The organism is Pseudomonas sp. TE31087, assembly GCF_057284075.1.
On sequence record NZ_JBXVNN010000001.1, the window covers coordinates 5399348 to 5420086 of the forward strand.

General features: G+C 65.2%; 16 protein-coding genes. 6 read left to right on the forward strand and 10 right to left on the reverse strand.

Annotated features, from left to right (window positions below; translation table 11 throughout):
* Nucleotides 1–35 precede the first annotated feature (35 nt).
* The 4 genes from arcC to arcD (ACZ899_RS24465) all read right to left on the reverse strand — a co-directional run bounded on the left by arcC (nt 36) and on the right by arcD (ACZ899_RS24465) (nt 4902).
* On the reverse strand, nt 36–965 hold the full coding sequence (gene arcC, locus ACZ899_RS24450; RefSeq protein ID WP_234561713.1) for a carbamate kinase: 930 nt from the start codon (nt 963–965) through the stop codon (nt 36–38).
* Nucleotides 966–1104: 139 nt separating this feature from the next.
* Nucleotides 1105–2115 (reverse strand): ornithine carbamoyltransferase, encoded by a 1011-nt coding sequence (locus tag ACZ899_RS24455; RefSeq protein ID WP_110738301.1) that lies wholly within the window; start codon nt 2113–2115, stop codon nt 1105–1107.
* Nucleotides 2116–2184: 69 nt separating this feature from the next.
* Nucleotides 2185–3441: an arginine deiminase gene (arcA, locus tag ACZ899_RS24460; protein WP_234561712.1), complete on the reverse strand. Its 1257-nt coding sequence runs from the start codon at nt 3439–3441 to the stop codon at nt 2185–2187.
* 33 nt (nt 3442–3474) lie between these two features.
* Nucleotides 3475–4902: an arginine-ornithine antiporter gene (gene arcD / locus ACZ899_RS24465; protein ID WP_203650898.1), complete on the reverse strand. Its 1428-nt coding sequence runs from the start codon at nt 4900–4902 to the stop codon at nt 3475–3477.
* A gap of 425 nt (nt 4903–5327) precedes the next feature.
* Here arcD (ACZ899_RS24465) and arcD (ACZ899_RS24470) point away from each other — a divergent pair, with 425 nt between their 5' ends.
* Nucleotides 5328–6755, forward strand: coding sequence for an arginine-ornithine antiporter (gene arcD, locus ACZ899_RS24470; protein WP_203650900.1), 1428 nt, complete (start codon nt 5328–5330; stop codon nt 6753–6755).
* 410 nt (nt 6756–7165) lie between these two features.
* Here arcD (ACZ899_RS24470) and ACZ899_RS24475 read toward each other — a convergent pair whose 3' ends face one another.
* The 6 genes from ACZ899_RS24475 to gap all read right to left on the reverse strand — a co-directional run bounded on the left by ACZ899_RS24475 (nt 7166) and on the right by gap (nt 13914).
* A complete protein-coding gene (locus ACZ899_RS24475; protein WP_062575031.1) occupies nt 7166–7579 on the reverse strand; it encodes a YbaN family protein in 414 nt (137 codons plus the stop codon).
* A gap of 49 nt (nt 7580–7628) precedes the next feature.
* A complete protein-coding gene (locus ACZ899_RS24480; protein ID WP_062360424.1) occupies nt 7629–8234 on the reverse strand; it encodes a biliverdin-producing heme oxygenase in 606 nt (201 codons plus the stop codon).
* Nucleotides 8235–8448: 214 nt separating this feature from the next.
* Nucleotides 8449–11055, reverse strand: a complete 2607-nt coding sequence (locus tag ACZ899_RS24485) for a TonB-dependent receptor (protein WP_234561711.1) — start codon at nt 11053–11055, stop codon at nt 8449–8451.
* Nucleotides 11056–11180: 125 nt separating this feature from the next.
* Nucleotides 11181–12143, reverse strand: a complete 963-nt coding sequence (locus tag ACZ899_RS24490; RefSeq protein WP_203650917.1) for a FecR family protein — start codon at nt 12141–12143, stop codon at nt 11181–11183.
* 93 nt (nt 12144–12236) lie between these two features.
* Entirely contained in the window at nt 12237–12749 is a 513-nt protein-coding gene (locus tag ACZ899_RS24495; protein ID WP_234561710.1) for an RNA polymerase sigma factor, read from the reverse strand.
* Between the two features lie 163 nt (nt 12750–12912).
* The gene (gene gap / locus ACZ899_RS24500; protein WP_234561709.1) at nt 12913–13914 is read right to left on the reverse strand and encodes a type I glyceraldehyde-3-phosphate dehydrogenase; all 1002 of its coding nucleotides are present in this window, start codon (nt 13912–13914) and stop codon (nt 12913–12915) included.
* 264 nt (nt 13915–14178) lie between these two features.
* On the opposite strand from gap, the gene edd reads away from it, so the two are divergent.
* From edd to ACZ899_RS24525, 5 genes are all read left to right on the forward strand, one after another.
* Nucleotides 14179–16005 carry a phosphogluconate dehydratase gene (gene edd, locus ACZ899_RS24505; RefSeq protein ID WP_234561708.1) on the forward strand — a complete coding sequence of 609 codons (1827 nt, stop codon included), beginning with the start codon at nt 14179–14181 and terminating at the stop codon, nt 16003–16005.
* The gene (locus tag ACZ899_RS24510; RefSeq protein WP_234561707.1) at nt 16002–16958 is read left to right on the forward strand and encodes a glucokinase; all 957 of its coding nucleotides are present in this window, start codon (nt 16002–16004) and stop codon (nt 16956–16958) included. The genes edd and ACZ899_RS24510 overlap by 4 nt, the downstream gene beginning before the upstream one ends.
* Before the next feature lie 180 nt (nt 16959–17138).
* The gene (locus ACZ899_RS24515) at nt 17139–17834 is read left to right on the forward strand and encodes a response regulator (protein ID WP_267967174.1); all 696 of its coding nucleotides are present in this window, start codon (nt 17139–17141) and stop codon (nt 17832–17834) included.
* On the forward strand, nt 17818–19272 hold the full coding sequence (locus ACZ899_RS24520; protein WP_234561706.1) for an ATP-binding protein: 1455 nt from the start codon (nt 17818–17820) through the stop codon (nt 19270–19272). Before ACZ899_RS24515 ends, ACZ899_RS24520 begins: the two co-directional genes overlap by 17 nt.
* Before the next feature lie 218 nt (nt 19273–19490).
* The gene (locus ACZ899_RS24525) at nt 19491–20708 is read left to right on the forward strand and encodes a D-mannose isomerase (RefSeq protein WP_234561705.1); all 1218 of its coding nucleotides are present in this window, start codon (nt 19491–19493) and stop codon (nt 20706–20708) included.
* The last annotated feature ends 31 nt before the right edge of the window (nt 20709–20739 follow it).

The following is a 20739-nucleotide window of genomic DNA, read 5'->3' on the forward strand; positions in this document are numbered from 1 at the left end:
GAAAACGGCGGGTGCCAGGCACCCGCCAACTGCATTCAACGGTAGCTGATACCGGGCTTGGCGGTGGAAACCCGCGTGCCGGCGGTGCCCTTGACGATGTCCTCGATGTTCTCCAGCGAGCTGATCACCGCCACCTTGCCGGTGTTGCGCGCAAAGTCGCAGGCGGCCTGGACCTTCGGCCCCATGGAGCCGGCGGCAAAGCCCAGTTTTTCTAGCTCGTCCGGATGAGCCTGGGCGATGGCTTTTTTCGTCGGTTTATCGAAATCAATGTACGCCGCGTCGACGTCGGTGGCGATGATCAGCAGGTCGGCTTCCAGTTGTTCGGCGAGCAGCGCCGAGCACAGGTCCTTGTCGATCACCGCCTCGATGCCCTTGAGCTTGCGGTTCTCGTCATACATGGTGGGGATGCCGCCGCCGCCGGCGCAGATCACGATGCTGCTCTTCTCCAGCAGCCACTTGATCGGGCGGATCTCGAAGATGCGCTTGGGTTTCGGGCTGGCCACCACGCGGCGGTACTTGTCGCCGTCGGGCTTGACCACCCAGCCTTTTTCCTTGGCCAGGCGTTCGGCCTCGTCCTTGGCGTAGACCGGGCCGATGAACTTGGTCGGGTCCTTGAACGCCGGGTCGTTGGCGTCCACTTCCACCTGGGTGAGCAGGGTGGCGAACGGCACCTCGAAGGCCAGCAGGTTGCCCAGCTCCTGTTCGATCATGTAGCCGATCATGCCTTCGGTCTCGGCGCCGAGCACGTCCAGCGGGTAGGCTTCATCCGGCTTGTACGACAGCCCCTGCAGCGACAGCAGGCCGACCTGCGGGCCGTTGCCGTGGGCGATGACCAGTTCGTTGCCGGGGTGGATCTTGGCGATCTGCTCGGTGGCGGTGCGGATATTGGCGCGCTGGTTGTCGGCGGTCATCGGTTCGCCGCGGCGCAGCAGGGCGTTGCCGCCCAATGCAACAACGATACGCATGGGGAATGTCCTTTCGTGGAAAACCTGTAATCGTGGGAGCGGGCTTGACCCGCGATGGCGTCGGACCAGGCAACGATGCCATTGCGGCTGGCGCTATCGCGGGGCAAGCCCGCTCCCACCGAGGAACCCTACATGGCCATCAAAGGTCAGCCAGGGTCGACACCAGGATCGCCTTGATCGTGTGCATGCGATTCTCCGCCTGCTCGAAGGCGATGCACGCCGGCGACTCGAACACGTCATCGGTCACTTCGATGCCGTTGGCCAGGTCCGGGTACTGCTCGGCGATCTGCTTGCCGACCTTGGTCTCGGAGTTGTGGAACGCCGGCAGGCAGTGCATGAACTTGGTCCGTGGGTTGCCGGTGGCCTTCATCAGTTCCTTGTTCACCTGATAGGGCTTGAGCTGTTTGATGCGCTCGCCCCAGGCTTCGATCGGCTCGCCCATCGACACCCAGACGTCGGTGTGGACGAAGTCAACGCCCTTGACCGCGGCTTTCGGGTCTTCGGTCAGGGTGATGCGCGCGCCGCTTTCCTCGGCGTACTTGTGGCAGCGCTCGACCAGGTCGTCATGGGGCCACAGGGCCTTGGGCGCGGCGATGCGCACGTCCATGCCGAGTTTGGCGCCGATCAGCAGCAGCGAGTTGCCCATGTTGTTGCGGGCGTCGCCCAGGTAGGCGTAGCTGATGTCGTGCAGCGGCTTGTCGCTGTGCTCGCGCATGGTCAGCACGTCGGCGATCATCTGGGTCGGGTGGTATTCGTCGGTCAGGCCGTTGAACACCGGCACGCCGGCGAACTTGGCCAGTTCCTCGACGATCTCCTGCTTGAAGCCACGGTACTCGATGGCGTCGTACATGCGCCCGAGCACGCGGGCGGTGTCCTTCATGCTCTCCTTGTGGCCGATCTGCGAGGAGTTGGGGTCGATGTAGGTGACGTTGGCGCCCTGGTCATAGGCGGCGACTTCGAAGGCGCAGCGGGTGCGGGTCGAGGTCTTCTCGAAGATCAGGGCGATGTTGTTGCCCTTCAGGTGCTGCTGCTCGGTGCCGGTGTACTTGGCGCGCTTGAGGTCGCGGGACAGGTCCAGCAGGTAGCGCAGCTCGCGGGTGCTGTGGTGTTCGAGGCTGAGCAGGTTGCGGTTGTGGATATTGAACGCCATGACGGTTCTCCTTGGATTCGGTGAGGTGCCCGGCCGCTGCCTCGTGGGCGCGGCCGGTTTCGATGGGCGTTAGTAGTCGATAGGGTCGCGCACGATCGGGCAGGTCATGCAGTGGCCGCCGCCGCGGCCCCGGCCCAGCTCGCCGGCGCTGATGGTGATGACCTCGATCCCGGCCTTGCGCAGCAGGGTGTTGGTGTAGGTGTTGCGGTCGTAGCCAATGACCACGCCGGGTTCCACGGCCACCACGTTGTTGCCGTCATCCCATTGTTCGCGTTCGGCGGCGAAGCTGTTGCCGCCGGTCTCGACCACGCGCAATTTCTTGAGGTTGAGCGATTCGGCGACCACCTCGATGAATGATTTGTTCTCGCGGCGCACATCCATGCCATAAGGCTTGCTGCTATCAGGACGGATCACGAACGGCACGATTTCCTTGACCACTTCGGGGAAGACGGTGACCAGATCGCGGTCGCAGAAGCTGAACACGGTGTCCAGGTGCATCGCTGCGCGGGACTTCGGCAGCCCGGCGACCACCACCTTCTCTACCGCACCCTTGGCGAACAGCGATTGCGCCAGTTGGCCGATGGCCTGGCGCGAGCTGCGCTCTCCCATGCCGATCAGCACGACACCATTGCCGATCGGCATCACATCGCCGCCTTCAAGGGTAGCTTTGCCGTGGTCCTTGTCCGGGTCGCCGTACCAGACTTCAAAGTCGGCATTGGTAAATTCGGGGTGGAACTTGTAGATGGCGCTGGTCAACAGAGTCTCTTGGCGTCGCGCCGGCCAGTACATTGGGTTGAGGGTAACGCCACCGTAAATCCAGCAAGTGGTGTCACGGGTGAACTGGGTATTGGGCAGCGGGTCGAGCAGGAAACTGGAGTGGCCGAGGTAATCGCGATACATCTTGATCACGCTCGCGCCTTCGCTGTCGGGCAGGTCTTCACCTGCCACGCCGCCGATCAGGAACTCGGCCAACTTGCGCGGCTCGAGGCCTTCGAGCCAGCTGCGCACTTCGTTTTTCAGGCCGATACCGACAGTGTCGTCGGTGATCTTGCGATCGAGAATCCACTTCAGTGCTTCGGGATTCTGGATGGTCTCGGTCAGCAGATTGTGCATTTCCAGCACTTCGATGCCGCGCTCGCGCATCTTGGTGACGAAATCGAAGTGGTCGCGCTTGGCCTGGTTGACCCAGATGACGTCATCGAACAGCAACTCGTCGCAGTTGCTCGGGGTCAGGCGCTGGTGCGCAAGGCCTGGGCTGCAGACCATCACTTTGCGCAGTTTGCCGGCTTCGGAGTGAACGCCGTATTTCTGTTTCTCAGTGGACATGGTGAATCCTCCTGTAAAGCGAAGACGTGGGGTTCAGAGAGTCAGGAAACCGTCGTACAGGCCGTAGGCCGCCACCAGGGCGCCCGCGACCACGGCGGCGAAGATCAGTTTTTCCACGCTGGTGAAGATCGGTTGGCCGACCTCGCGCTTGGCCTTGGCGAACAGGATCGCGCCAGGGGCGTAGAGCAGGGCCGAGAGCAGCAGGTATTTCACGCCGCCGGCGTACAGCAGCCAGATTGCGTAGAGCAGGGCGATGCCGCCGATGATCAGGTCTTTCTTGCGTTCGGCCAGGGCCTGTTCGTAGGTCTCGTTGCGCCAGGCCAGCAGGAAGGCGTAGGCCGCCGACCACAGGTAAGGCACCAGGATCATCGAGGTGGCGAGGTAGATCAGCGACAGGTAGGTGCTGTTGGAGAACAGGGTGATGACCAGGAAGATCTGCACCATGGCGTTGGTCAGCCACAGGGCGTTGGCCGGCACATGGTTGGCGTTCTCGCGGCGCAGGAACTCCGGCATGGTGTGGTCCTTGGCGGCGGCGAACATGATCTCGGCGCACAGCAGCACCCATGACAGCAGGGCGCCCAGCAGCGAGATGATCAGGCCGACGCTGATCAGCACCGCGCCCCAGTGGCCGACCACGTGTTCCAGCACCGCGGCCATCGATGGGTTCTGCAGCTTGGCCAGCTCCGGTTGGGTCATCACGCCGAGCGACAGTACGTTGACCAGCACCAGGAACAGCAGCACGGTGACGAAGCCGATGACCGTGGCCTTGCCGACGTCGGAGCGTTTTTCCGCACGGGAAGAGAAGATGCTCGCGCCTTCGATGCCGATGAACACCCACACGGTGACCAGCATCATGTTGCGCACCTGGTTCATCACGCTGCCCAGGTCCGGCGTGCCGACGGCCCAGATGTCCGCGGTAAACACATCGAGCTTGAAGGCGAACAGGCAGATCAGCGCGAACAGCGCCAGCGGCACGACCTTGGCCACGGTGGTGACCAGGTTGATGAAGGCGGCTTCCTTGATGCCGCGCAGCACCAGGAAGTGCACCGCCCACAGCAGAACGGAAGCACCGATCACCGCCGCGGGAGTGTTGCCTTCACCGAATACCGGGAAGAAATACCCCAAGGTGCTGAACAGCAGCACGAAGTAGCCGACGTTGCCCAGCCAGGCACTGATCCAGTAGCCCCAGGCCGAGGAAAAGCCCATGTAGTCGCCGAAGCCGGCCTTGGCGTAGGCGTACACCCCGCCGTCAAGGTTTGGCTTGCGGTTGGCCAGGGTCTGGAAGACGAAGGCGAGGGTGAGCATGCCCACCGCGGTGATGGCCCAGCCGATCAGCACGGCGCCGACGCCGGCGCTGGCGGCCATGTTCTGCGGCAACGAGAAGATCCCGCCACCGATCATCGAGCCGACGACAAGTGCAACAAGTGCACCTAGTTTTAGTTTTCCGGGAGAATCAGACATTTAACGACTCCGTACCAGGAGAAAGTTGACCTCAGAATAAATCTGACGCCTGGATCATTCGCTGACTTAGATCAGTTCATGCCCGCATGAAGATCAGAAAAATCCTTCACGCGCCTCCTGGAGGATGCCGACAGCTCTGACGCAGGCCTTGTGCGCTGGCACCTCCATGTCCTTCTAGAGCAAACGCTCCGTTTCGCCTGCGAACTGAGAAGTTAGTCCGTTTTGCGGTTTTCGCAAATTTTTCACAGCAAATAGCGACGGGTTTAGACGATCCGCAAAGTAGTCGACTAATGTGATTTTTATTAAGGTGTCGCTATAGACAACATGGTTATGAGTGCTATAGGTTTAATGGCTTTATTTGATAAAAAACTTGTAACAATAATGTCGGCCAATACGTTCACGCGCGCCCGCGCACGAGGAGCCCCATGAGCGAACCGGGACAGAAACTGCGTCTAGGGGCGCTGATCGCGCTGGTGGTCGGCTCGATGATCGGTGGCGGGATCTTCTCGTTGCCGCAGAACATGGCCGCCCGTGCCGATGTCGGGGCGGTGCTGATCGGCTGGGGCATCACCGCGGTGGGGATGCTGGCGCTGGCCTTCGTGTTCCAGACCCTGGCTAACCGCAAGCCGGAGCTGGACTCCGGGGTGTATGCCTACGCCAAGGCCGGCTTTGGTGATTACATGGGTTTCTCCTCGGCTTGGGGCTACTGGATCAGCGCCTGGCTGGGCAACGTCGGCTACTTCGTGCTGCTGTTCAGCACCCTCGGCTTTTACTTTCCAGTGTTCGGCGAAGGCAACACGCCGGTGGCCATCGGCTGCGCCTCGCTGCTGCTGTGGGCGGTGCATTTCCTGGTGCTGCGCGGCATCAAGGAAGCCGCCTTCATCAACCAGGTGACCACCGTGGCCAAGGTCGTGCCGCTGCTGATGTTCATCGTCATCGCCGCCTTCGCCTTTCGCGCCGACATCTTCACCCGCGACATCTGGGGGCTGAGCAATCCGCAGTTCGGCAGCGTGCTGGAGCAGGTGCGCAACATGATGCTGGTGACAGTGTTCGTGTTTATCGGTATCGAGGGCGCGAGTGTCTATTCGGGGCGGGCGCTGCACCGCTCGGACGTGGGCAAGGCCACCGTGGTCGGTTTTCTCGGCGTGCTGGCGCTGCTGGTGTTGGTCAACGTGCTGTCGCTGGGGGTGATGACCCAGCCGGAGCTGGCTGGCTTGCAGAACCCCTCGCTGGCCTCGGTGCTGGAGCATATCGTCGGGCCCTGGGGGGCGCTGTTGATCAGCATCGGCCTGGCGGTGTCGCTGCTTGGGGCATTGCTGTCGTGGGCGCTGCTGTGCGCCGAGATCCTCTATGCCACCGCCCGGGACAAGACCATGCCGCGCTTCCTGGCGCGGGAGAACGCCAACCAGGTACCGGCCAACGCGCTATGGCTGACCAATGTGATGATCCAGGGCTTCCTGCTGATCACCCTGTTTTCGGCGGGGACCTATACCAGCCTGATCTACCTGGCGTCGTCTATGATCCTGGTGCCGTATTTCTGGTCGGCGGCCTACGCCGTGCTGCTGGCCTGGCGTGGCGAAGGCTACCAGGGGCAGGTGGGGCTGAGGCGCAAGGACCTGCTGGTGGCGGCGATCGCGCTGCTGTACGCGGTCTGGCTGCTGTATGCCGGTGGGCTCAAGTACGTGCTGCTGTCGGCGCTGCTGTATGCACCCGGGGTGATCCTGTTCGCCCGGGCCAAGCGCGAGCAGGGGCAGGTGCTGTTCACCGCCTGGGAGAAACTGATCTTCGCGGCGGTGCTGGCGGGGGCGGGGCTGGCGGCGTATGCCCTGTATTCGGGGTTGTTGAGCCTGTGATCAGGCCTGGCTCTCTTGGAACGAAACATAATTCCTTGATTTGACTGGATTAGCGTGGGAGCGGGCTTGTCGGAACGCCGCACCGCCCGGATCACCGGCTAAGCCGGTGCCATACACCGCTTCGCGGGGCAAGCCCGCTCCCACGCTGGTGATGCTGGCAACCCTTTTCCCTGTGGGATAGCGCAACCCTTACGCTCTTCCACGGTGCCGCGTTCGATCAGCAATGCCGCCGTGCGTGCCAGTGACAGCCGCGATCGGCATCCTTCGCCTCGCCCCAGTGCGCGTATGACTTCGGCCGCCGTCAGGTATCCGGTGGCGTGATCCAGCGCCTGCACCGGTAGTGGTACGGGCCGATCCGCCTGGCGCCAGCGAGCCCGTTGCAGTACATCCGGCGCCGCAGCGCAAATGAATCAACCTTGCAGTTCGACAGCGCCGGGTGGCGTCGGACGTTCCGGGCGCGACCAGATCCACAGGTTGCCCAGGGTCATGCCGGTGATGGCGAGGAACACCGGCCAGTGGTGCTCGAGGAAGGTCAGCATCAGGCCGGCGCACAGCAGCATGCTGATGGTCGCGCTGACCTTGGCGCGGCGCTGGATCACCTTGCCGTTGCGCCAGTTGTAGAGGATCGGGCCGAACAGCCGGTGGTTCTCCAACCAGGCGGACAGGCGCGGCGAGCTGCGGGTCGCGGCCCAGGCGGCGAGGAGGATGAACTCGGTGGTGGGCAGCCCGGGAATGACGATGGCCACCAGGCCGATGCCCAGGCTGACATAGGCCAGGATCGCGTAGAGCAGGCGGGACAGTTTCGAGCGGGCGATTCGGGTCATGGTCTCACTGCAACGGTGTGGCCGCCCGCAGGCGGCCGGGTAAAGCGTGTCAGGCCAGCGCGGCGTCGGCGGCGTAGGCATGCTTGAGCAGCTCCGTGAAGCGCTCGAAGGCGGCGACCGCGCCACGCTCGGCGGCGGCGTCTTCCTCGGGCGACAGGTCCAGGCTGTCGAGGATGCGGGTGAACTGCTTCCAGCCTTCGGCACGGCCACCGGCCGGTTCGCCCAGGTGACGGGCACCGAAGGTCTCGGACAGCTCCAGGGCCACGGCGCGCTTGATCAGGAACGCGGCGCCCAGTTTGGAGCCTTCGGAGACGAAGATCCAGCCCAGGGCCTCGCCCAGGCTTGGCTTGCCCAGGGCGCCGGCGAAGGGCGCGGGCACTTCGGTGTCGAGGTCGGCCAGGTCCAGGCGGGCCTGTTCGGCGCGGCAGCGCGCGGCCAGGTCCGGCACGATGGCGATCAGTTGCGGATCGGTGTACAGCGCCTGCAGCTCGGACTGGAACAGGTACTGGGCAACCACGAAGCGGGCGAAGCTTTCACGGCTGTCGAACGGCTTGTGCGATTTGACCAGGGCGTCCAGCTCGGTGTGCGGGGCGTGGGTGACCTGGTTCAGGCGCTGGGAGCGCAGGGCGGCGCGTTCGGTGGAAGGGGCGGTCATGGGGGCATCCTTGGAAAATGGGGCTGTCTAGTGACAAGACGAAAAGGAAGACGCGGGACAGTAAAAAAACCTCACCTGCAAAGTGAAATCATTCGCAAAACGTGTTTGCTGCTATTCGCGGGTAAACCCGCTCCCACAGGTCTTGCGAGCGACGCGGAACCTGTGGGAGCGGGTTTACCCGCGAAGAAAACAGCGACGGTGTTGGGTCCAGGCCTCAGATATCCCACACCAGGTTGATGGCGAAGTTGCGCCCCGGCGCGGTCAGGCGGTCCAGGTTGGCCGGCTGGGTGACGGCAGCTTCGCCCACACCGTTCTGGTCACCGACCATGGCGTACTTGCGCACGTCGTCCCACTGCCAGTACTTCTTGTCGGCCAGGTTGTACACGCCGCCGTTGAGGGTCAGGTCGTCGGTGATCCGGTAGAAGCCGGTCAGGTCCAGCACGCCGTAGCCGGGCGTGCGGAAGTTCGAGCTGGAACCGTCGGGGGCGAAGAACTTGGTATCGTCCACGCGGTTCTTGCGCTTGACCACGGTCCAGCTGAGCTGGGTGCCATAGTCGATCTGCTCGTAGCCCAGGCCGAACACGCCGGTCAGCGGGTTGACGCTGTTCAGCGGTTGGCCGGTGTCGTCGTTGCGCCCGTAGGCATAGGCGATGGAGCCGACGGTGTACAGGCCATCAGGCGCGCCGAAGCGGTCCAGGTTGAGGCGGCCCTTGACTTCGGCGCCCTTGATGGTGGCGTGCTTGATGTTGTTGGCCTGGAAGGAGGTCCCCAGGTTGGTCGACTGCACGGCCTCTTCGTTGATGAAATCGCGGTACTTGTTGTAGAACACCGCGACATCGAAGTTGCCGGCGTCGAAGTTGCCACGCAGGCCGGTTTCGTAGCTCTTGCTCTTCTCCGGCTCCAGCCCCGGGTTGGGCTCGACCACATAGCCGCCGGCGAGGTTTTCGAAGCGGCCCCAGATCGCCTTAGCGCTCGGTGTGCGGAAACCTTCGGCGTACTGCCCGTACCAGGTGTAGTTGTCGTTGAAGGCATAGGTCACGCCCAGCTTGGGCGATACGCGGTGCCATTTCTTGTCGTCGTCGTTCAGACGGCTTTGCCCGGTGGGGCTGGTGCTCTGCACGCCGCGCAGGTATTCGGCGGTCATCTTCGGATCGATGCGGGTGTAGTCGTAGCGAGCGCCCGGCAGGAAGGTCCAGTTGTTCCAGCGGATCTCGTCCTGGGCGAACAGGCTGTAGGTTTTCACGGTCGGATCCGGGAAGTCGCTGACCGGCGCCGGGGTGTCGGCCGGGCTGATCTGGCCGATGAATCGGCAGGCGCCGCCCGCTACCAGGCAGGTACCCTTGCCGGTGCGCAGGCCGGTGATCTTTTCATGCTTGAGCGTGGTGCCGTAGGTGAGCAGGTGGTCGGTTTCACCGATGCTGAACGCCTTGTCCAGCTGGGCATCGAGCACCCATTGGCGGTCCTTGTAGGTGGTGTCGCGCTCGCGCAGCACCGTGCGGCTGAACGGGAAGTAGATTTCCGAGGTTGCCTGGTCGGTCTTGGCGATCTGGTAGTTCAGGCTCCACTTGACGTGGTCGGCGACCAGCGAATCCAGGCCGAATTCATGATTGATGCCGAAACGCTCGCGGGTGACGGTATCGTTGCCGGTGCGGCTGCGGTACATGCCCAGGGGCGAGCCGCCGTTGAACGGTCCGCCCACTGCGCTGAGGATGTTCTGGTCGCGATCATCCTTGTAGTGCTCGTAGGTCAGCCCGAACCGCGCGTCGTCGGCGTAGTTCCAGCCCAGCTTGGCCAGCACGTTGGTGGTGCGAACGTCTTCAGGGTTGGCTTTGGTCCGGTTGATGCCGGCACCGCCATGCCCGCCATAGGACTCGGTCTCGTGGCCATTGCGCTGGCTCAGGTGCAGCAGGCCGTCGAAGTCACCCTGGCGGCCCGCTACGGTGGCCGAGGTCAGCCAGCTTTCGTCGGCGGAACTGTAGCCGGTCTTCAGGCGTGCGCCGACATCCTTGCCAGGCTTGATGATGTCTTCCGGGTCGAGGGTGTAGTAGCTCACTGCGCCGCCAATGGCGTTGCTGCCGTACAGCACGGAGGCCGGGCCGCGCAGGATCTCCACGCGCTTGACGATCTCGGGGTCGACATAGTTGCGCTGGGTCTGGGCGTAGGGGCCGTTGAAGAAGCTGTCGGGAATCGACACGCCGTCCACCTGGGTCAGCACCCGGTCGCCATCGATACCGCGGATGTTGTAGCCGTTCAGGCCGCTGCGCTGGCCGGTGCCGGACACCGACACACCGGGCTCATAGCGCACCAGCTGCTTGATGTCGTTGACGTTCTGCCGGTCCAGCTGCTCGCGGGTCTGCACGCTGACGGTGCTCGGCACCTGGCTGACATCCTGGGCGCTGCGGGTGGCGCTGACGGTCACCTGTTGCAGGGCGATGGCGTTGCCGGCGGACTGGCGCTCGAGCACCACGTTGCCGTTGCCGATCTTACGGTAGCCCAGGCCGGTGCCGCGCAGCAGGCGTTGCAGCGCCATCTCCGGGGGCAGCGAGCCCTGCACGCCCGGCGAGGCCACGCCGTCGGCCAGCTCGGCGCTGAAGCCGACCTGCCAGCCGGTCACCTTGCTGAAGGCGTTGATGGCCTCGACCAGCGGCTGCTGGGTGATGGCGAAGCGGTAGTCGCCCATGCGCGGGCTGCTCGCCTGGGCTGGTTCCACGGCCAGCGCCGGCAGGCTGCAGGCGCCGCTGGCGAGCAGGGCCAGGGTCAGCAGGGACAATTGCCCGCGACGGCGGGTAGAAGTGGACGGGCGGGTCTGACCTGTGGGCATTGAAAGCGCTCCCTGTCGCGCGTGAGTTATAGGCGGTGCTTGTTCTCGTTTTTGAACGAGAATCAATCGTATTGGCTATAACGAGACGGGCGAGGCAGGGCGATCGCGTAAAAAAACTTACCGGGTCAGTTGAGAATCACCACGGCTGGGTACTCGTGCAGTTGCGCCGAGGTGATATGGGCGAGGGCGCGCAGGGTTTCCAGCGGCTGGTCGAGGCGGTAGTTGCCGGTGACCGCGACCTGCTCCAGGTGAGCGTTGCGGTTGATGATAAAGCCCGGGTAGTAGCGGCGGACTTCGGCGAGCACCTGGCTCAGCGGGCAGTTCTCGAACACCAGGCGGCCTTCGATCCAGGCCAGGTCCTTGCTCATGTCGGGGCGCTGGCGCTGGCCGAAGCCCTTGGGGCCGACGCTGATGCTGTCGCCGGCGCTCAGGCGGATGCGCTGGTCGCTCGCGGCCTGCAGGTCGACATCGCCGCGTTGCACCCGCACCTGGGCCTCGCCATCGAGGTAGCGCACGGCGAAGTCGGTGTCGCGCACGCTGGCGCGCAGCGGGCCGGCCTGGACTTCCAGGGGCGGCTGGCTGGTGTTGGATACTTGGAAGTACGCCTCGCCCTGAAGCAGGCGGGCGACCTTGCGGCCTTCGCGCTCGTCGCTGGCGAAGGCCGAATTGGTATTGAGCAGCACCTTGGCACCCGGGTCCAACTCCAGGCGCTGTCGCTCGCCGACCACAGTCAGGTGGTCGGCCTGCAGGCGCACCGGCAGGTTGCCGAAGGTGAACAGCCCGACCAGCAGCACGGCGGCGGTGGCCAGCGGTTTCCAGTGGCTGCGCAGGCGCCCGGCGAGCGAGCGCTTGCGGCTGTGCTGCAGCTGGCCGGCGGCCTGGCGCAGCGAGGCGCCGTTCCACAGCGCTTCGGCCTCGACATAGGCCTCGGCGTTCTCCGGCTCGGCCCCCAGCCAGTGCTCGAAGGCGCGGGTATCGTCTTCGCTGGCGCACTGCAGGCGGATCAACCAGTCCAGCGCCTCCTCGCGGGCACGGGCGCGGGCATCAGGCTCGGCGGGTGACGGGCGAGGCGTGGGGCGGTCGGTCACGGGGGATCCTTGCTTCGGGCATTTTTTGCGCATGATCAATGCAGACCCCGCCCATGGCAAGGGCTTTGCTCTGGCCAGCGGCGAGCGGTCGCGTCACTGGTGACGATCGGCCACGCCCATGCAGATGGCCATGATCAGTTTCAGTTCCTTCTGCACCGTGCTGGCCGAGACGCTCAACTGCTCGGCGATTTCCAGGTAGCTGGCGCCGTGCAGGCGGCTGAGGATGAAGATGCGCTGTTGGCGCTCGCTGAGCTGGCCGAGGCTGACGCTCAGGTGCTTGAGCAATTGCTCGGCGTGGGCGGCATCCTCGCTGCTGGCGGCGGGCGCGGCGACATTGTGCAGGACCTGCTCGGGTACATCGTCGACCAGCGTGCGCGCCTGTACGCGGCGTGCACGCAGGTGGTCCAGGGCCAGGTTGCGGGCGGTCTGGAAGACGAAGGGCTCCAGGTGTTCGATCGGCCGCTCGCCCAGGGCGCGGGTGACCCGCAGGTAGGTTTCCTGCAGCAGGTCCTCGGCGGTGCTGGGGTTGCCCACCATGCGCTGCAAGGTGCGCAGCAGGGAGAGGCGCTGGGTGAGGAACACTGAGTTGAACCGGGACTGACTCACGGGGAAACCTGGTCGCTTTTCGGGTTAATGATAATGCTTATCATCCATGCTCGAGGTCAAGCGCAGAAATGTCACGATCAGGTAAATATTGCGGCTAGCGCGGCCCGTGTAGGAGCGGCCTTGTGCCGCGAAAGGCCGCTCCTACAGGAGATCGTGCAAAACTTCACCTGGCGTTGAACAACGCCAGGCAGTTGTCCAGCATGCGGTTGGAGAAGCCCCATTCGTTGTCGTACCAGGCCAGCACCTTGAGCATGCGCCCATTGGCGCGGGTGTGGTTGGCGTCGAAGATCGACGACAGCGGGTTGTGGTTGAAGTCGCACGACACCAGCGGCAGGGCGTTGTAGCCCAGCACCCGCGAGTGGCGGCTGGCCTCGAGGAACAGCTGGTTGACTTCGTCGGCGCTGGCCTCGCGCTTGAGGTTGACCGTGAGGTCTACCAGCGACACGTTGATCACCGGCACCCGCACGGCCATGCCGGTGAGCTTGCCGGCCAGTTCCGGCAACACCAGGCCCACCGCCTCGGCGGCGCCGGTCTTGCTCGGGATCATCGACTGGGTGGCCGAGCGGGCGCGGTACGGGTCGCCGTGGTAGACGTCGGTGAGCACCTGGTCGTTGGTGTAGGCGTGGATGGTGGTCATCAGGCCTTGTTCGATGCCGAACTCGCGGTGCAGCACCTGGGCGATCGGCGCCAGGCAGTTGGTGGTACACGAGGCGTTGGAGATGATCTGGTGCGAGGCGCGCAGCACGTCGTGGTTGACCCCGTATACCACAGTGGCGTCGGCGCCCTTGGCCGGCGCGCTGACGATCACCTTGGCGGCACCGGCCGTCAGGTGCGCGGCAGCCTTGGCGCGTTCGGTGAACAGCCCGGTGCATTCGAACACCACGTCGATGGCCAGGGTCTTCCAGGGCAGTTCGGCGGGGTTGCGGATGGCGCTGACGGCGATGCGGTCGCCATTGACGGTGAGGCTTTCATGGTCGGCCTCGACAGTGGCGTCGAAGGTGCCGTGGACGCTGTCGTACTTGAGCAGATGGGCGTTCATCGCGCTGTCGCCCAGGTCGTTGATGGCGACGACCTGCAGGTCCTGGCGGTAGCCCTGCGTGTACAGTGCGCGCAGGACGTTGCGTCCGATGCGGCCGAATCCGTTGATGGCGATGCGTAGGGTCATGGCGTTACCTCTGGCAGTCGGGTGAAGCCTGTGGCACAAAGAGCAGCTTCACTGAAACGGTTTTGTTGTTGGAATTACAAGATTATTCACCGAGAGATAGAAAACAAGCCTTTTTGCTGGCAGTATTTTGTTTAAACATACAACGAGTGGTTGGCAGTGCCGTCGCAAACGGACCAGAAGCCTCTATCCAGAGCCTAGGTCGCAATCGTTTGGAGGGACAGTCCCTGGTAAAACCGCCCTTACCGTTAGCCTGGAGTCCAGTACATGCATCCGCGCATCCTTGAGGTCACCGAACGGCTGATCGCCCGCAGCCGCCGTACCCGTGAACGCTACCTTGAGCTGATCCGTGGGGCAGCCAGTGACGGACCCATGCGCGCCAGCCTGCAGTGCGCCAACTTCGCCCATGGCGTGGCCGGATGTGGCGGCGAGGACAAGCAGACCCTGCGCCTGATGAACGCCGCCAACGTGGCCATCGTCTCCGCCTACAACGACATGCTCTCGGCGCACCAGCCGTACCAGCACTTTCCCGAGCAGATCAAGCAGGCCCTGCGCGAAGTCGGCTCGGTCGGCCAGTTCGCCGGCGGCGTGCCGGCCATGTGCGATGGCGTCACCCAGGGCGAGCCGGGCATGGAGTTGGCCATCGCCAGCCGCGAAGTGATCGCCATGTCCACCGCCATCGCCCTGTCGCACAACATGTTCGACGCCGCCCTGATGCTGGGCATCTGCGACAAGATCGTTCCCGGCCTGATGATGGGCGCGTTGCGTTTCGGCCACCTGCCGACCGTCTTCGTGCCGGGCGGGCCGATGGTCTCGGGCATCTCCAACAAGGAGAAGGCCGATGTGCGCCAGCGCTATGCCGAGGGCAAGGCCACCCGTGAGCAACTGCTCGAATCGGAAATGAAGAGCTATCACGGCCCGGGCACCTGCACCTTCTACGGCACCGCCAACACCAACCAGCTGGTGATGGAGGTGATGGGCCTGCACCTGCCGGGCGCCTCGTTCGTCAATCCCTACACGCCGCTGCGCGACGCCCTCACCGCCGAGGCCGCGCGCCAGGTCACGCGGATGACCAAGGCCAGCGGCAACTTCATGCCGATTGGCGAGATCGTTGACGAGAAGGCGCTGGTCAACTCGATCGTCGCCCTGCACGCCACCGGCGGCTCGACCAACCACACCCTGCACATCCCGGCCATCGCCCAGGCCGCCGGCATCCAGCTGACCTGGCAGGACATGGCTGACCTGTCCGAGGTGGTGCCGACGCTGTCCCACGTCTATCCGAACGGCAAAGCCGACATCAACCACTTCCAGGCCTCCGGCGGCATGGCGTTCCTCATTCGCGAGCTGCTCGACGCCGGCCTGCTGCACGAGGACGTCAACACCGTGGCCGGGCATGGCCTGCGCCGCTACACCCAGGAGCCGTTCCTCGAGGATGGCCGACTGGTGTGGCGCGAAGGTCCGAAGGACAGCCTCGACGAAAGCATCCTGCGCCCGGTGGCGCGGCCGTTCTCCGCCGAGGGCGGCTTGCGGGTCATGGAGGGCAACCTGGGGCGCGGCGTGATGAAGGTGTCGGCGGTGGCGCCGGAGCATCGCGTGGTCGAGGCGCCCGCCCGGGTGTTCCACGACCAGCAGGCGCTGGCCGATGCGTTCAAGGCCGGCGAACTGGAGCGCGACTTCGTTGCCGTGGTGCGCTTCCAGGGGCCGCGTTGCAACGGCATGCCCGAGTTGCACAAGCTGACACCCTTCCTCGGCGTGCTGCAGGACCGCGGCTTCAAGGTGGCGCTGGTCACCGACGGGCGCATGTCCGGGGCCTCGGGCAAGATCCCGGCGGCCATTCATGTGTGCCCGGAGGCTTTCGACGGCGGCCCGCTGGCGCGAGTGCGCGATGGTGATATCGTGCGTGTCGATGGTGCCGAAGGCACGCTGCGGATCATGGTCTCGGCCGAGGAACTGGCCAGCCGTGAGCTGCCCGAGCCGCCCATGGGCAACGACCTGGGCTGTGGGCGCGAGCTGTTCGGCTTCATGCGCGTGGCGTTCAGTTCCGCCGAACAGGGCGCGAGCGCCTTCACCTCGGCCCTGGAGAACCTCAAATGAAGGCCTTGCTGGTCGGCGACATCGGTGGCACCAACGCACGTTTTGCCTTGTGGCGCGACAACGAGCTGCAGGCGGTCCAGGTGCTGGCCACCGCCGACTACACCAGCCCCGAGCAGGCCATCGAGGCCTACCTCGCCGACCAGGGCATCGCCCGTGGCGGCCTGGCGGCGGTGTGCCTGGCGGTGGCCGGTCCCGTGGACGGCGACGAATTCCGCTTCACCAACAACCACTGGCGCCTGAGCCGCAGCGCGTTCTGCCAGACGCTGCAGGTCGAGCGCCTGTTGCTGATCAACGATTTTTCCGCCATGGCCCTGGGCATGACCCGGCTGCGCGACGGTGAGTTCCGCGAGGTCTGCGCAGGCCTCGCCGACCCGTCGCGTCCGGCGCTGGTGATCGGCCCCGGCACCGGCCTGGGCGTGGGCAGCCTGCTGCGCCTGGGCGAGCACTGGCTGGCGCTGCCGGGGGAGGGCGGGCATGTCGACCTGCCGGTGGGCAATGCCCGCGAGGCGGCGATCCATCAGGAGATTCACCGGCAGATCGGCCATGTCAGCGCCGAGACGGTGCTCAGCGGCGGTGGGCTGGTGCGCTTGTACCAGGCGATCTGCGCGCTCGATGGCGCCACGCCGACGCACAAGACCCCGGCGCAGATCACCGACGCGGCCCTGGCCGGCGAGCCCCGGGCGCTGGCGGTGATCGAGCAGTTCTGCCGCTTCCTCGGGCGGGTGGCGGGCAACAACGTGCTCACCTTGGGCGCACGGGGTGGGGTCTACATTGTCGGCGGGGTGATTCCGCGTTTCGCCGAGTTGTTCCTGGGCAGCGGATTCGCTGCGAGTTTCGCCGACAAGGGCTGTATGAGCGGCTACTTCGCCGGGGTGCCGGTCTGGTTGGTGACGGCGGAGTTTTCCGGGTTGCTGGGGGCCGGAGTGGCCTTGCAACAGGCGTTGGATCATTGATCGCTGGGGCCGCTTCGCGGCCCTTTCGCGGCGCAAGGCCGCTCCTACAGTTGATTGCGTAGCCTTTGTAGGAGCGGCCTTGCGCCGCGAAAGGGCTGCGAAGCAGCCCCACAGCAGACATCAAGATCTGCGTTTACAAGAGGACTGACCATTGTGACCACTGCCGGCAAATCGATCCTGATGGTCGACGACGACCAGGATATCCGCGAACTGTTGCAGACCTACCTGGCCCGTTGCGGCCTGCAGGTCCATGCCGAACCCGACGGCCAGGGCTTTCGCCGCGCCCTGGACGCCAACCCCTACGACCTGGTGATCCTCGACGTGATGCTGCCCGACGAGGACGGCTTCAGCCTGTGCCGCTGGGTCCGCCAGCACCCGCGCCAGGCGCGGGTGCCGATCATCATGCTCACCGCCAGTTCCGACGAGGCCGACCGGGTCATCGGCCTGGAGCTGGGCGCCGACGATTACCTCGGCAAACCCTTCAGCCCACGTGAACTACAGGCCCGCATCAAGGCCCTGTTGCGCCGCGCCGATTTCGGCCAGGCGGCGCCGGCCAGCGCGGTGCTGGCCTTCGACGACTGGCGGCTGGACACGATCAGCCATCGCCTGTTCCACCGCGATGGCGAGGAGGTGATCCTCTCCGGCGCCGACTTCGCCCTGCTCAAGCTGTTCCTCGACCACCCGCAGCAGATCCTCGACCGCGACACCATCGGCAACGCCACCCGCGGGCGCGAGCCGATGCCGCTGGACCGTATCGTCGACATGGCGGTCAGCCGCCTGCGCCAGCGCCTGCGCGACACGGAAAAACCCCCTCGGCTGATCCGCACCGTGCGCGGCAGCGGCTACCTGTTGGCGGCCAATGTCTGCCCGGCCTAGCGAGCGCCGCTGGCGCCTGCTGCCGCACTCGCTGCTGGGGCGCATGCTGCTGCTGACCTTGTTGGTGGTGTTGCTGGCCCAGGGGCTGTCGAGCCTGATCTGGGTGGCGCAACTGCGCGCCAGCCAGCTGCAGGGCCTGCGTGCCAGTGCCGGCAGCCTGGCTCATTCGATGAGTGCCAGCGTCAGCTACTTCCGTTCGCTGCCGGTGGCCTACCGGCCGATGGTCCTTGACCAGTTGCGTAGCATGGGCGGAACGCGCTTCTTCGTCTCGCTCAACGTCAAGCCGCTGGAGATGCCGGTGCTGCCGATCACCCCGCGCAAGCAGGCGGTAATCGACGTGTTCCAGCAGGTGTTGCACGAGCGCCTGGGCCAGCAGCTGGAGATCTCCGTCGAATTCGTCAGCCCCGATGACCTGCGGATCTTCAACAGCGGCCTGAAACTCGATGAGCTGCCCCGCTCCTGGGCGCACTACTCGTTGACCCTGGAGCCACTCAACCCACCGGTGTTGGTGACCCAGATCCGCCTGGGCGAGGGTGAGTGGCTGTATATCGCCTCGCTGCTGCCCGAGCCCTACACCAGCCTCGAGGCCGAGCGTCTGCCTCGCCAGCAGATCGGCTTTATCGCCATGACCACCGCCCTGCTGTTGCTGTTCATCGGCCTGTTGGTGCACTGGCAGAGCCGGCCGCTCAAGCGCCTGGCGCGGGCGGCGCGGGAAATGTCGCTGGGCGCCGACGTGGCCCCGGTGGCCGAGGGCGGCGGCAGTGAAGTGGTCGAGGTGGGGCGGGCGTTCAACAGCATGCGCGAGCGGATCAGCCGTTATCTCACCGAGCGCTCCCAGTTGTTCAGCGCCATTTCCCATGACCTGCGTACGCCGATCACGCGCCTGCGCCTGCGGGTCGAGCTGCTCGAGGACGAGAAGCTGCAAGCGAAGTTCAGCCGCGACCTCGACGAGCTGGAGCTGCTGGTCAAGGGCGCGCTGCAGTGCGTGAAGGACACCGACATTCACGAGAACATCGAGCCGATCGACCTCAACCAAGTGCTGGAGATGCTCGCCGAACCTTACCTCGGCGACGGGCGCATCACCCTCGAGGGGCAGGCGCTGGCGCCGTACCCCGGCAAGTCGCTGGCCCTGCGCCGCTGCATCGGCAACCTGATCGATAACGCCATCAAGTACGGCGAGCGGGCGCATCTGCGGATCCTCGACAGTGCCGAGAGCTTCGTCCTGCAGGTGGACGACCAGGGGCCGGGGGTGCCGGAGCAGCGCCTGGAGCAGGTGTTCGAGCCGCACTTCCGGCTGGCCGGGCAGCAGCAGGGGTACGGTTTGGGACTGGGGATCGCGCGCAACATCGCCCACAGTCATGGCGGCGAGGTGAGCCTGTTCAACCTGCGTGAGGGTGGGTTGCGGGTGACTTTGTACCTACCCCGTACAGCCGAATGACACGATCCCCTGTAGGAGCGGCCTTGTGCCGCGAAAGGGCCGCAAAGCGGCCCCAGGGATCTGAAATTGCTGGGGCTGCTTCGCAACCCTTTCGCGGCACAAGGCCGCTCCTACAGGGGATTGATGTCACTACATGGTGACAATTCGGCAGGCCTTCGTGACATGCCAGCCGGGACGGCTGACTAGAATCGGCTGACAACAACAAGGAGGGTGCACCCATGGCCAACCGCTGGATCGACTCCCCGACACACCATGCCTGGCTCGACGCCGAGGCCCTGCGCCTGCTCGCCTTCGCCAGGGCTTCGCGGCTGACCCAGGGTTTCGGCAACCTCGACGACGAAGGCCGGCTGCCCCGTTGTGCCCTGGCCGAGACCATGAACACCGCGCGCATGACCCACAGCTTCGCCCTGGCGCATATCCAGGGCGTTCCGGGGTGCCGCGAGCTGGTCGAGCATGGCGTCGAGGCCCTGCTCGGTCCGTTGCGCGACCAGGAGGACGACGGCTGGTACGCGCAGCCCGAAGGCCACGGCGACACCGGCAAGGCCGCCTACCTGCATGCCTTCGTCGCCCTTGCCGCCTGTTCGGCGGTGGTGGCGGGTGTCACACCGGCCCAGGCACTGCTGGAGGCCGTGGTCCGGGTCATCGAGCAGCGCTTCTGGTGCGAGGAGGAGGGCGTCCTGCGCGAGTCGTTCTCCCGTGACTGGCAGCAGGCAGAAGCCTACCGTGGCGCCAACAGCAACATGCACGGCGTCGAGGCGTTTCTCGCCCTGGCCGACGTGACCGGCGACACGCTGTGGCTAAGCCGTGCCCTGCGGATCGTCGAACGCTTGATCCTGGCCCAGGTGGCTGCCGATGGTTTCCGGGTCACCGAGCATTTCGACGAGCACTGGCAGGCATTGCCCGACTACAACCGCGACAACCCCGCCGACGGCTTCCGCCCCTACGGCACCACGCCCGGTCATGCCTTCGAATGGGCACGCCTGATACTGCACCTGGAAGCGGCCCTGCAACGGGCGCAACTGCCCGCGCCGGAGTCCTTGCTGCCTGCCGCCAGGGGACTGTTCGACAACGCCTGCAAGCATGCCTGGCAGGCCGATGGCGCACCGGGGCTGGTCTACACCCTGGACTGGCGCAACCGCCCGGTGGTGCGCGAGCGCCTGCACTGGGTGCATGCCGAGGCCAGCGCCGCCGCCGCGGCCCTGTTGCGGCGTACCGGCGAGGCGCAATACGAACACTGGTACCGCTGCTTCTGGGACTTCATCGCCAGCCACTTCATCGACCGCGGCCATGGCAGCTGGCACCACGAGCTGGACCCGGCGCTGCTGCCCAGTGCGCGCATCTGGGGCGGCAAGCCCGATCTCTACCACGCCTACCAGGCCCTGCTGCTGCCGCGCCTGCCGTTGGCGCCGAGCCTGGCCACGGCCCTGGCCATGTAACCAGATGATGACATTCGCGCATCCGTTCGTT